Origin of the sequence: Embleya scabrispora (genome assembly GCF_002024165.1) — a bacterium.
GTDB classification, from domain to species: domain Bacteria; phylum Actinomycetota; class Actinomycetes; order Streptomycetales; family Streptomycetaceae; genus Embleya; species Embleya scabrispora_A.
On the sequence record NZ_MWQN01000001.1, the window covers coordinates 3,627,017 to 3,639,589 of the forward strand.

Below are 12,573 nucleotides of genomic sequence, written 5' to 3' on the forward strand. Positions count from 1 at the left end.
TCGTGTTCGGGTCGCGACCGGGGCCTGTGCCGTGTCGGGTCGCGACCCGGAGTCCCGTGTCGCGTTCGGGTGGCGACGGGGGTCCCGTGCCGTGTCGCGTTGCGACCGGGGTCCCGTGTCGTGTTCGGGTCGCGACCAGGGCCTGTGCCGTGTCGGGTCGCGACCCGGAGTCCCGTGCCGCGTTCGGGTGGCGACGGGGGTCTCGTGTCGCGTTCGGGTCGCGCCCAGGCCAGTGCTGTGTCGGGTCGCGACCGGGGTCCCGTGCCGTGTTCGGGTGGCGACGGGGGTCCCGTGCCGTGTCAGGTCGCGACCCGGGCCTGTGCCGTGTCAGGTCGCGACCAAGACCCCGAGCCGTGTTCGGGTCGCGACCGGGGTCCCATGCCGCGATCGGATCGCGACCGGAGTCCCGTGTCCTATCCGGCCCACAACCCAAAGTCCCGTGTCCTATCCGGCTCACAACCCAACACCCCATGCCCTGTTCGGCTCCCCACCCCCGCCCCGTCGCTGCGTCCGAGTCGCGATCCCGGTGCCATCGGACCACCTCTGACCACCCCCGCCCACCGCGCTCGTCCCATCCGATGTGCTTCGCCGGGCCACCCCTATGGCTCGCTCGGGGTTGGCCACCCCCGGGTCGGTTCACCGCTCGACCGGCCCCGGCCGGCTCCCGCCCGCCCCACCCCGGCCGGGCCCCGCTCACCCCCGCCCCGCCCCGCTCCGCCCCGCTCAGCCACTCCCTCCGCCCGTGCCCCGGGCCTCCCCCAGCAGCGCGTCCAGCAGGGCGATCGCTGCCGGCTTGTTCAAAGGCTGGTTGCCGTTGCCGCATTTCGGGGACTGGATGCAGCTCGGGCAGCCGTGGTCGCATTCGCAGGAGGCGATGGCCTCCCTCGTCGCGGTCAGCCAGGTGTCGGCGGTGACGTAGGCGCGTTCCGCGAAGCCGGCGCCGCCCGGGTGGCCGTCGTAGACGAAGACGGTCGGCAGCCGGGTGTCCGGGTGCAGCGACGTGGACACCCCGCCGATGTCCCAGCGGTCGCAGGTGGCGAACAGCGGCAGCAGGCCGATCGAGGCGTGCTCGGCGGCGTGTGCGGCGCCGGGCAGGTCGGTCGGGTCGATGCCCGCCTCGGCGACCTGCTCGGGCGTCACCGTCCACCACACGGCCCGCGTGCGCAGGCAGCGTTCGGGCAGGTCCAGCTTGTGCTCGCCCAGCACCTCCCCGGTGACGATCCGCTTGCGCTGGAAGGAGACCACCCGGCCGGTCACCTCGACCGAGCCGAAGTGCAGGCGGGCCGCGCCCCACTCCCGGCTGCGCACCGTCTCCAGGATCCGGATCTCGGTGACCTCGCGCGCACTGGTGGTCCAGTCCGGATTCGCGGGCCGCACCAGCGCCACCCCCTCGCCGAGGTCGAGCTCGCGGACCAGGTAGGTGTCACCCTGGTGCAGGTGTACCGCCCCCGGGTGCACCGCCGAGTGCGCGGCGGGCGCGTCGACCGTGCCCAGGATGCGGCCGGTGTCCTGCTCCACCACCCGCACCGCCGGCCCGCCCGCGCCGCGGATGTCGGTCAGGTCGGTGGCCCGCTCCCGGCTGGTCCAGTACCAGCCGGTGGACCGCCTGCGCAGCAGCCCGCGCCGTTCCAGACCCGGCAACAACTCGGCGGCCACCGGCCCGAACAGCTCCAGGTCCTCGTCGGTCAGCGCGAACTCGGCCGCGGCCGCGCACAGGTGCGGGGCCAGCACGTACGGGTTGTCCGGATCGAGCACCGTCGCCTCGACCGGCCGATCGAACAGCGCCTCGGGATGGTGCACCAGGAACGTGTCCAGCGGATCGTCCCGCGCCACCAGCACGGCCAGCGCCTCCCGCCCGGCCCGTCCCGCGCGCCCGGCCTGCTGCCACAGCGAGGCCCGGGTGCCGGGGTAGCCCGCGATCAGCACCGCGTCCAAGCCGGAGATGTCCACCCCCAACTCGAGCGCGGTGGTCGCGGCCACCCCCAGCAGGCTGCCGTCGTGCAGCGCCCGCTCGATCGCCCGCCGCTCCTGGGGCAGGTAGCCCGCGCGATAGGTGGCCACCCGGTCGGCCAACCCCTCGTCCACCCGGGCCAGGCGGTCCCGGGCGATCACCCGCACCACCTCCGCGCCGCGCCGCGAGCGCACGAACGCCACCGTGCGCACCCCGTCGAGCACCAGGTCGGTGAGCAGATCGGCGGTCTCGGCGGTCGCGGTACGCCGTACGGGCGCCCCGTGTTCACCCTCGTGGCCGGTCAGCGGCGGCTCCCACAGGGCGAACACCAGTTCGCCGTGCGGCGAGCCGTCCTCGGTCACCGCGACCACCGGCGCGCCGATCAACCGCTCCGCCGCGACGGCCGGATCGGACACCGTGGCCGACGCCAGGATGAATACCGGCTCCGATCCGTACCGGCGACACACCCGACGCAACCGACGGATCAACTGGGCCACATGCGAGCCGAAAACCCCGCGATATGTGTGGCATTCGTCGATCACCACGTAGCGCAGCGTGCGCAGAAAGGAACCCCACGAGCGGTGCCCGGGCAACAGCGCGCGGTGCACCATGTCGGGATTCGTCAGGACGTACGACGCGTGCGCGCGAACCCATTGGCGGACCTCCACCGGGGTGTCACCGTCGTACGTGGCGGTGCGGACACACCCGAGCGCGGGATTCGCGGCGCGCAACTCCTCGACGGCGCGCGCCTGATCCGAGGCCAGCGCCTTGGTCGGAGAGAGGTAGAGTGCGGTCGCACCGCGCCCGCTGGGCGCGCCCGCGCCCTCGACCAGGGTCGTGAGAACCGGCAACAGATAGGCGAGGGACTTGCCCGAGGCGGTGCCGGTGGCGATCACGACCGAGCGGCCGGATGCCGCAACAGAGGCGGCGCGGGCCTGATGTTCCCACGGCAGTACGATACCCGCGCCGCGAAACGCGTCGCCCACCTCCGGCCGAACCCAATCGGGCCAGGCCGAGGTGACGCCTTCGCGAGCGGGTATGTGCCGGACGTGCGTCACTCGTTCGGGTCGATCCCGACCCGCCACAAGGCGGCCGAGAAGACCTTCCGGGGGGCGTGTACTGGGCTGCATCGGGCACCAGTGTTACATCCAATGTCGCGGGATTCATCGTCCCCTAGTGCCCATAAGTGGTTGAATGCCTTGGCGGCTGCCGATCCATGGGGGGCGACCGCTCAAGAGCAAGGTGCTGGAGGATCCGTGGACTTGTCCCTGTCGACCCGAACCGAGGGCGGTCGTACGATCGTCGAGGTGGGCGGCGAGATCGATGTATACACCGCACCCAAGCTGCGCGAGCAACTGGTGGAACTCGTCAACGAAGGCCAGTTCCACCTGATCGTCGACATGGAAGCAGTCGACTTCCTGGACTCGACCGGGCTCGGCGTGCTGGTGGGCGGCCTGAAGCGGGTGCGTGCCCACGAAGGGTCGCTGCAGTTGGTGTGCACTCAGGAGCGCATCCTGAAGATCTTCCGCATCACCGGCCTGACCAAGGTCTTCCCGATTCATCCGTCGGTGGCCACGGCCATCGAGGCGTCCGACTGACCGACCGTACGTCCTGACCGGACGCACATCGCACCCGCGCGAATCCGGGCGGGTGCACGCACGGCTGGGGGAACGAACCATGGCCATCGTCGAGCTGCGCTTCAGCGCGCTGCCCGAACACGTCCGCACGGCGCGGCTCGTCGCCGCCGCCGTGGCGCGGCGAGCGGGGGTTGCTGAGACGGTGCTCGACGAGGTGCGCCTCGCCGTCGGCGAGGCGTGTTCCCGCGCCGTCGGGATGCACCGGAGCCGGGCGGACGACGACCGCCCGGTCACGGTCACCCTGGACGACGGCGACGGCCGCTTCAGTATCGAGGTCAACGACGGCGTGCCGCAGCCGGCGTTGACCGAGGCGGGCCTCGCGGAGGGGGCCGGGCTGGTGCCCGACCTGTCCGCGAACGGCTCCGGCCTCGACCTGATCGAGAACGAGATGGGTCTGGCCGTGATTCTCGGCCTCGTCGACGATCTCGACGTGCGGGCCGGCGCCGAGGGCGGCGTGATCCGCATGTCGTGGCCCTCCGGCGCCAAGTCCGCCGAGACCGTGGGCTGACCCGGGGCCCGTCCGGCCCCGCCCCGCTCCACCACGTCACCCCGCTCCACCGCATCGCCTCCGGGACACCCGGGGGCGATTTTCGGCGTTCCCGTGTATCCCGATTTCCGGGTCGTAAAACCTGATTCCGGATCGATACGCCGATTTTGGGAATCGCGCCCGGATTTCATCGGTAATTTGATCCGATCATGGCGATTCCCATGGTCTGATCTTGATCATTTGCATACACTCCTTTCGCATTGAGAAGTCCCGATCTGAAAGTGCTCCTAGCCAAGGAGGACGAATGTCCGGGATCCACCCCTCCGAACTCCAACTCGCCTCGGACGTGTCCGTGTCCGGCGGCAATCTCACCTATGTCGTGATCGTCGCGGTGATCGCCCTCGGTGCCCTGGGCGTCGCCGCCGGACTCGTGCGTCAAGTGCTCGGCGCCGACGAGGGCACCGATTCCATGCGCCGGATCGCCGTCGCGATCCAGGAAGGCGCGGCGGCCTACCTCACCCGGCAGTTCCGCACGCTCGCCGTGTTCGCGGCGGGTGTCTTCTTCCTGCTCATGCTGTTGCCGGCCGACGACTGGAACCAGCGCATCGGCCGCTCGCTGTTCTTCCTGGTGGGCGCGGTCTTCTCGGCCGTCACCGGGTACGTCGGCATGTGGCTCGCGGTGCGCAGCAACGTGCGCGTGGCCGCGGCCGCCCGAGCCGGCGCCGGCAGCCGGGACACCGCGATGCGGATCGCCTTCCGCACCGGCGGGGTCGCCGGCATGTTCACCGTCGGCCTGGGCCTGTTCGGCGCCGCGCTCGTGGTCATCCTGTACCGCGAGAACGCGCCCAAGGTGCTGGAGGGCTTCGGCTTCGGCGCGGCGCTGCTGGCGATGTTCATGCGCGTCGGCGGCGGCATCTTCACCAAGGCCGCCGACGTCGGCGCCGACCTGGTCGGCAAGGTCGAGCAGGGCATCCCCGAGGACGACCCGCGCAACGCCGCGACGATCGCCGACAACGTCGGGGACAACGTGGGCGACTGCGCGGGCATGGCCGCCGACCTGTTCGAGTCGTACGCGGTCACCCTGGTCGCCGCGCTGATCCTGGGCAAGGCGGCGTTCGGTGACGCGGGCCTGGTCTTCCCGCTGATCGTGCCGGCGATCGGGGTGCTGACCGCCGTGGTGGGCATCTACACGGTCGCCCCCCGTGCGGGCGACCGCAGCGGGATGAGCGCGATCAACCGGGGCTTCTTCGTCTCGGCGGTCATCTCGCTGATCCTGGTCGCGGGCGCCGCGTTCCTGTACCTGCCGAGCAAGTTCTCGGACCTGGACGGGCTGACCGACCAGGAGATCCTCGCGCACGACGCCGACCCGCGCGTGTTCGCGCTGGTGGCGGTGCTGATCGGGATCGTGCTCGCCGCGGTCATCCAGCAGTTGACCGGCTACTTCACCGAGACCAGCAGGCGACCGGTGCGCGACGTCACCAAGACCTCGCTGACCGGTCCGGCCACGGTGATCCTCTCCGGCATCGCGCTCGGTCTGGAGTCGGCGGTGTACGCGGCGGTGCTGATCTCGGTCGCGGTGCTCGGCGCGTATCTGCTCGGCGCCGGCATCGTCATGCTCGCGCTGTTCGCGGTGGCGCTGGCGGGCACCGGTCTGTTGACCACGGTCGGGGTGATCGTGGCCATGGACACCTTCGGGCCGGTCTCCGACAACGCGCAGGGCATCGCGGAGATGTCCGGCGACGTCGAGGGCGAGGGCGCGCAGGTGCTCACCGAACTCGACGCCGTCGGCAACACCACCAAGGCGATCACCAAGGGCATCGCCATCGCGACCGCCGTGCTCGCGGCGACCGCGCTGTACGGGTCCTACCGGGACGCGGTGCGCACGGCCGTGGACGAGGCGGGCGGCCTGGACGCGGCGTCCAAGCTCACCTCGCTCTCGTTCGCCACCGACATCACCCAGCCGAACAACCTGGTCGGGCTGATCCTGGGCGCGGCCGTGGTGTTCCTGTTCAGCGGCCTGGCGATCAACGCGGTCTCCCGCGCGGCGGGCGCGGTGGTCTTCGAGGTGCGCAACCAGTTCCGCACCCGACCCGGGATCATGGACGGCAGCGAGTCGCCCGAGTACGGCCGGGTGGTGGACATCTGCACCCGCGACTCGCTGCGCGAGTTGGCCACGCCCGGACTGCTCGCGGTGATGGCCCCGATCGCGGTCGGCTTCACCCTGGGCATCGGCCCGCTGGCCGCGTTCCTCGCCGGGGCGATCGGTACCGGCACCCTGATGGCGGTCTTCCTGGCCAACTCCGGCGGGGCCTGGGACAACGCCAAGAAGATGGTCGAGGACGGCAGCTACGGCGGCAAGGGCTCGGCCGCGCACGAGGCCACCATCATCGGCGACACGGTCGGCGACCCGTTCAAGGACACCGCCGGCCCGGCGATCAACCCGCTGCTCAAGGTGATGAACCTGGTGTCGCTGCTGATCGCGCCGGCGGTGGTCAAACTGAGCATCGGCGCGGACGAGAACGGCGCCCTGCGGGCCCTCGCGGCGGCCTTCTCGGTCGTGGTGATCGTGGGCGCGGTCTGGTACAGCAAACGCAAGTCGGTGGTCGTCGGCGACGGCGACGCGGACCGCGAGGAGCAGCCGACCAAGGCGGCGGCCTGATCCTTCGATCCGAGGTACGTACGGGCGCGGAACCGGAGAAACCGGGACCGCGCCCGTGCCGCGTCCGGGCCCGCGGTTTGACCGGACACCTTCACGCTGTGCGAGTCTGCGTCCGGCTCCGAGGGAAGTCCGAACGAAGGTGGAAGCGTGTCGAGGAAGTTCCTGGTGGTCTCCGCGCTGGTCCTGGCGTCGGCCCTGACCGCGTGCGGCGGCGGCGACGGCAAGAGCGACGAGGACAAGAAGAAGCAGGCCGACCTGAAGGCGTGGGCCGCCAAGGTCTGCGCGACGGAGGTCACGGCGCGGATCGACGAGGCCCGGGCGGCGCTCGCCGACGTGGACAAGGTGGTCCCCAACGAGCCGCCCACGACCCTGCGCACCCGGCTCGCGGTGGACGTGTCCCGGCTCGCGGACGCGGACAACGCGCTGGCCGACGCGATCGACAAGGCGTCCATACCGGCGGTGCCCGACGGCGCCACGCTGCGCATGTCCGTGGTCGACGAACTGCGCAACGCGGCCAAGGGCTGGACCGGGATCCAGCACCGGATCGAGGGCCTGGCGACCGACCAGCAGAACGTGTTCGCCGACGGGCTGCGCTCGCTGGGGCCGGAGATCGACGCGCTGCGCGCGTCCTCGAACACCGCGCTGAACAAGCTGCACCGCGGCGAGGCGGGCAAGGCGCTCGCGTCGGTGCCGGGCTGCGCGGCGGGCAAGGCCGATGTGATCCCGACCGCGCCGGCGACCTCCGTGCCCACCACCGGCGCGTCCCCGAGCGGCACGCCGAAGGGGTCCACGGCGCCGAGTTCGCCCGCCGCGTCCGGATCCACCGCGCCGAGCAGCCCGCCGCCGTCGAGCGCCGGCACGGACTCCTCGTCGCCGCCGCCGAGCGGCACCACGAGCGCGCCGCCGGCGACGGGCTGACGTGCGGGCCGACCGGCAGCGGGCAGGATGGTGCGCGTGACCATGAACGACACCTCACAGGTGGCCCGCCTCCGCGAGGCCCTGATCGCGGCCGGCTACACCGTCGACGGCTGCCTCGACGCGCTCGGCCCGCAGGCGTACGCGGCGCTGTCGCGCGGTGAGACCGTGCCCGCGCTGCGCGCGCTGCGGGCCGACGCGGCGAGCCCGCTCGCGGTGCTGATCCGGATGTTCCTGCTCCAGACCTCGGCGCCCGAGGCGCACGTGCGGCGGGCCCTGCCGCTCGAGGAGGCGCTCTCCGGCGGCCTGTTGGCGCGGGACGGCGACGCGGTGCGGCCGCTGGTGGACATCCGGCCCTACGGCGAGGCGGACACCGACTGGTGGGTCGTGTCGGACCTCGGCGCGGGCATCGGCGGGGTCAGCGGCCCGATGCGCGCCGATCACGTGCTCGGCATCGGCGGCGCCTCCACCACGCTCGCCGGGATCACCGTGCGCGAGCCGGTGGGCCGCGCGCTCGACCTGGGCACCGGGTGCGGCGTCCAGGCCCTGCACGCGTCGCGCCACGCCGAGTCGGTGCTGGCCACCGACGTGAACAAGCGGGCGCTCGACCTGACCCGGCTGACCATGGCGCTGTCCGGGGTGGGCAACGTCGGCCTCGCCGAGGGCAGCCTGTTCGAGCCGGTCGAGGGCGAGCGGTTCGACCTGATCGTGTCCAACCCGCCGTTCGTGATCACCCCGGTGGGTGAGCGGTACACCTACCGCGACGCGGGCCTGCCCGGCGACGAGGTGTGCCGGCTGCTGGTCGCGCAGGCGCCCCGCCACCTCGCCGACGGCGGCTACTGCCAACTGCTGGCCAACTGGCAGCACCTGCGCGGGCAGGACTGGCGGGACCGGCTGGCCGCCTGGCTGGCGCCCACCGGGTGCGACGCGTGGGTGGTCCAGCGCGACGTCCAGGACCCGGCGCAGTACGCCGAGCTGTGGTTGCGCGACTCGGGCGACCACCGCGGCGAGGCGTACGCGCAGCGGTACGACGCGTGGCTGGCGGCGTTCGAGCGCGACGGCGTGGAGGGGATCGGATTCGGCTGGATCACGCTGCGCGCGTCGGGCGCCGACACACCGACGGTGCGCGTCGAGGACTGGCCGCACGCGATCGAACAACCGCTCGGCGCGGAGGTGCACGCCTGGTTCGACCGGCAGGACCGGCTCGCCCGGACGGACGACGACGGGCTGCTCGACGTCGCCTTCCGACTCGCGGACCACGTGGTCCAGGAGCAGACCGGCGCGCCCGGCGCGGAGGACCCGGAGAGCGTGGTGCTGCGTCAGCGGCGCGGGATGTGCCGGGCGGATCGGGTGGACACGGTCGGCGCGGCGCTGGCCGGGGCCAGCGACGGGCGGCTTCCGGCCGGCGTCATCGTGGACGCGATCGCCCAGTTGCTGGAGGAGGACCCGGCCGCCCTGCGCGACGCGGTGCCCGGCGAACTGCGGGGTCTGGTGGCCGACGGATTCCTGCTCTTTCCCGAGGTCGGCGACGCCCCGGCGGCGCGGTCGCACACCGCCGACTGAGCGCGGCTTGGCCCGGTGCACCGTGATCCGGGCCGACACGCCTGTACAGTCGCAGGTGTTGTCCCCACCGGATGCTCCTTGCCGTTGCCAAGAAAATGTGTTGTATGGAGGCGGCGGCTCCCGACTCGGCCGCGAACCACGCCCGGCCGCGAACCAACGGGGTCGGGAGGCGGGAACCGCGATGCGCGCGTTACCGTTCGAGGGGCGTGGGACCCGGCCGTCGGAGAGTAATCGCCGGATCCGGGGGGACCGTCCGGACGGACAGCCGCGCCGGGACGACTCCGCGACGCAAGCCGAGCAGTACCGGTTTGACACACGGGGCCGACCACCGGTCACGCTCCGCCACAGGTCAACCGCAACATGAATACGAATCCCGCAGTACGGCCCTGCCCGATCGGGCACGGCCGCAGCCGACGACGATGGAGAGAGAAGCGAAGGTGTCCCCGAGCAGCGAGACCGCGCGCGACGGCCTGAGACTCGTCATTGTCGAGTCCCCGGCCAAGGCGAAAACGATCAAGGGCTATCTCGGCCCCGGTTACGTGGTCGAGGCGAGCGTGGGACACATCCGCGACCTGCCCAACGGCGCCGCCGAGGTGCCGGCCGAGTACGCCGGCAAGCCGTGGGCCCGTCTGGGTGTCGACGTCGACGCCGACTTCGAGCCGATCTACGTGGTCAACGCGGACAAGAAGGCCCAGGTCGCCAAGCTCAAGAAGCTCCTCAAGGACGCCGACGAACTCTTCCTCGCGACCGACGAGGACCGCGAGGGCGAGGCCATCGCCTGGCACCTGCTGGAGGTCCTGCGGCCCAAGGTGCCGGTGCACCGCATGGTGTTCCACGAGATCACCAAGGACGCGATCCGCACCGCGGTGAACAACCCCCGCGAGCTCAACCAGCGCCTGGTCGACGCGCAGGAGACCCGGCGCATCCTGGACCGCCTCTACGGCTACGAGGTCTCGCCGGTCCTGTGGAAGAAGGTCGGCCCGCGCCTGTCGGCCGGCCGCGTGCAGTCGGTGGCCACCCGCCTGGTGGTCGAGCGCGAGCGGGAGCGCCGCGCGTTCACCTCGGCGTCCTACTGGGACCTGCTCGGCGTGTTCGGCACCGGCCGCCCCGGCGACCCGACCGACCCCAGCACGATGAACGCGCGCCTGGTCTCCCTCGACGGCAAGCGGGTCGCCTCGGGCCGCGACTTCGGCCCCGACGGCAAGCTCAAGAACGCCGGCGTGCTCCAGTTGGAGGAGGCCGGCGCCCGGGCGCTGAGCGCCGCGCTCGAATCCGCCGCGTTCTCGGTGCGCGCCGTCGAGCGCAAGCCCTACCGCCGCTCTCCGTACGCGCCGTTCCGCACCACCACGCTCCAGCAGGAGGCCTCGCGCAAGCTCGGCTACGGCGCGAAGCGGACCATGCAGGTCGCGCAGAAGCTGTACGAGAACGGCCACATCACGTACATGCGTACCGACTCCACCACGCTGTCCGACACGGCCGTCACGGCCGCCCGGGCGCAGGTGCGGGACCTGTACGGCGCCGAATACCTGCCGGACGCGCCCCGGGTGTACGCCGGCAAGGTCAAGAACGCGCAGGAGGCGCACGAGGCGATCCGTCCCTCGGGCGAGAGCTTCCGCACCCCGGCCGAGACCGGTCTGTCCGGCGACGAGTTCCGGCTGTACGAGCTGATCTGGATGCGCACCGTCGCGTCGCAGATGAAGGACGCGATCGGCCAGTCGGTCACCGTGCGCATCGGCGGCATCGCCCAGGGCGCGGACCTGCCCGGGCGGGACGCGGAGTTCACCGCGAGCGGCAAGATCATCACCTTCCACGGCTTCCTCAAGGCGTACGTCGAGGGCTCCGACGACCCGGACGCGGAGCTGGACGACCGCGAGCGCCGGTTGCCGATGGTCACCGAGGGCGACGCGCTGAGCGCCGACCAGCTCACCCCGGAGGGCCACGCGACCAAGCCGCCGGCCCGCTACACCGAGGCGTCGCTGATCAAGGAGCTGGAGGACCGGGAGATCGGTCGTCCGTCGACCTTCGCCTCGATCGTCGGCACCATCCTCGACCGCGGCTACACGTTCAAGAAGGGCACCGCGCTGGTGCCGTCCTTCCTGGCGTTCGCGGTGGTCGGGCTGCTCGAGGGCCACTTCGCCACGCTGGTCGACTACGACTTCACCGCGAAGATGGAGGACGACCTCGACCGGATCGCGCGCGGCGAGACCGAGGCCGTGCCGTGGCTGCGCAGGTTCTACTTCGGCGACGAGAGCCGGCCCGACGAGGACCACCTCGGCGGCCTCAAGGCCCTGGTCACCGACCTCAGCTCGATCGACGCCCGCGAGGTCAACTCGTTCCCGGTCGGCGAGGGCATCGTGCTGCGGGTGGGCCGCTACGGTCCCTACGTCGAGCGCGGCGACCGGCGTGCCGACGTACCCGACGACCTGCCGCCGGACGAGCTGACCGTGGCCAAGGCCGAGGAACTGCTCGACAAGCCCAGCGGCGACCACGAGTTGGGCGTCGACCCGGTCAGCGGCCACATGATCGTGGCCAAGGACGGGCGCTACGGCCCGTACGTGACCGAGGTGCTGCCCGAGCCCGAGGCCCCCGCCGCGCCCGCCCCGGCCGCGGACGGCGCCAAGGCCGACGGCGCCAAGCCGGCGAAGAAGACCGCCAAGAAGGCCGCCGCGAAGAACGGTCCCAAGCCGCGCACCGCGTCGTTGTTCAAGTCGATGTCGCTGGACACGGTGACCCTCGACGACGCGCTGCGGCTGTTCACCCTGCCGCGGGTGGTCGGCAAGCACCCGGAGACCGGGACCGAGATCACCGCGCAGAACGGCCGCTACGGCCCGTACCTCAAGATGGACACCGACTCGCGCTCCCTGGAGAGCGAGGACCAGCTGTTCACGGTGACCCTCGAGGAGGCGCTGGCGATCTACGCCCAGCCCAAGGCGCGCGGTCGGGCCGCGGCCAAGCCGCCGCTCAAGGAACTGGGCTCCGACCCGGTCAGCGGCAAGGCGGTCACGGTCAAGGACGGCCGCTTCGGCCCGTACGTGACCGACGGCGAGACCAACGCCACGCTGCGCGCGGGCGACGCGGTCGACACGATCACCCCCGAGCGCGGCTACGAGCTGCTCGCCGAGAAGCGGGCCAAGGGCCCGGCGAAGAAGACCACGAAGAAGGCGGCGGCCAAGAAGGCGCCCGCGAAGAAGGCGACGGCGACGAAGACCGCCGCGAAGAAGACGGCCGCGAAGAAGTCCGCGGCCGACGGCAAGACCACCAAGGCCGCCGCCGCGAAGGCGACCGCGAACGCCGGCGCGAACAACGCCGCCGACGAGGCGTGACGCGGTAGGACCGAGGTAGGGATGTCCCCGGCGGGGAC

Annotated in this window: 7 protein-coding genes; 6 read left to right on the top strand and 1 reads right to left on the bottom strand. The window is 72.0% G+C overall.

The window, feature by feature from the left end; all coding sequences use genetic code 11:
* Positions 1 to 723: 723 nt before the first annotated feature.
* Positions 724 to 3,081, bottom strand: coding sequence for a DEAD/DEAH box helicase (locus B4N89_RS16095; protein ID WP_078976515.1), 2,358 nt, complete (start codon positions 3,079 to 3,081; stop codon positions 724 to 726).
* A gap of 126 nt (positions 3,082 to 3,207) precedes the next feature.
* On the opposite strand from B4N89_RS16095, the gene B4N89_RS16100 reads away from it, so the two are divergent.
* The 6 genes from B4N89_RS16100 (at position 3,208) to topA (ending at position 12,535) form a co-directional block, all read left to right on the top strand.
* Positions 3,208 to 3,549, top strand: coding sequence for an STAS domain-containing protein (locus B4N89_RS16100; RefSeq protein WP_078976516.1), 342 nt, complete (start codon positions 3,208 to 3,210; stop codon positions 3,547 to 3,549).
* 79 nt (positions 3,550 to 3,628) lie between these two features.
* Positions 3,629 to 4,096 carry an ATP-binding protein gene (locus B4N89_RS16105; protein ID WP_078976517.1) on the top strand — a complete coding sequence of 156 codons (468 nt, stop codon included), beginning with the start codon at positions 3,629 to 3,631 and terminating at the stop codon, positions 4,094 to 4,096.
* A gap of 283 nt (positions 4,097 to 4,379) precedes the next feature.
* Positions 4,380 to 6,734 carry a sodium-translocating pyrophosphatase gene (locus B4N89_RS16110; RefSeq protein ID WP_078976518.1) on the top strand — a complete coding sequence of 785 codons (2,355 nt, stop codon included), beginning with the start codon at positions 4,380 to 4,382 and terminating at the stop codon, positions 6,732 to 6,734.
* 147 nt (positions 6,735 to 6,881) lie between these two features.
* Positions 6,882 to 7,652, top strand: a complete 771-nt coding sequence (locus B4N89_RS16115; protein ID WP_078976519.1) for a hypothetical protein — start codon at positions 6,882 to 6,884, stop codon at positions 7,650 to 7,652.
* A 27-nt stretch (positions 7,653 to 7,679) separates the two neighbouring features.
* Positions 7,680 to 9,212, top strand: coding sequence for a DUF7059 domain-containing protein (locus B4N89_RS16120; protein WP_078976520.1), 1,533 nt, complete (start codon positions 7,680 to 7,682; stop codon positions 9,210 to 9,212).
* A gap of 437 nt (positions 9,213 to 9,649) precedes the next feature.
* Positions 9,650 to 12,535, top strand: a complete 2,886-nt coding sequence (gene topA / locus B4N89_RS16125; RefSeq protein ID WP_078976521.1) for a type I DNA topoisomerase — start codon at positions 9,650 to 9,652, stop codon at positions 12,533 to 12,535.
* Positions 12,536 to 12,573: the final 38 nt, after the last annotated feature.

Coding starts and splice junctions, on each gene's coding strand:
- B4N89_RS16105 (WP_078976517.1), top strand. CDS start 3,629: ATGGCCATCGTCGAGCTGCGCTTCAGCGCGCTGCCCGAACACGTCCGC.
- B4N89_RS16095 (WP_078976515.1), bottom strand. CDS start 3,081: ATGCAGCCCAGTACACGCCCCCCGGAAGGTCTTCTCGGCCGCCTTGTG.
- B4N89_RS16110 (WP_078976518.1), top strand. CDS start 4,380: ATGTCCGGGATCCACCCCTCCGAACTCCAACTCGCCTCGGACGTGTCC.
- B4N89_RS16120 (WP_078976520.1), top strand. CDS start 7,680: ATGGTGCGCGTGACCATGAACGACACCTCACAGGTGGCCCGCCTCCGC.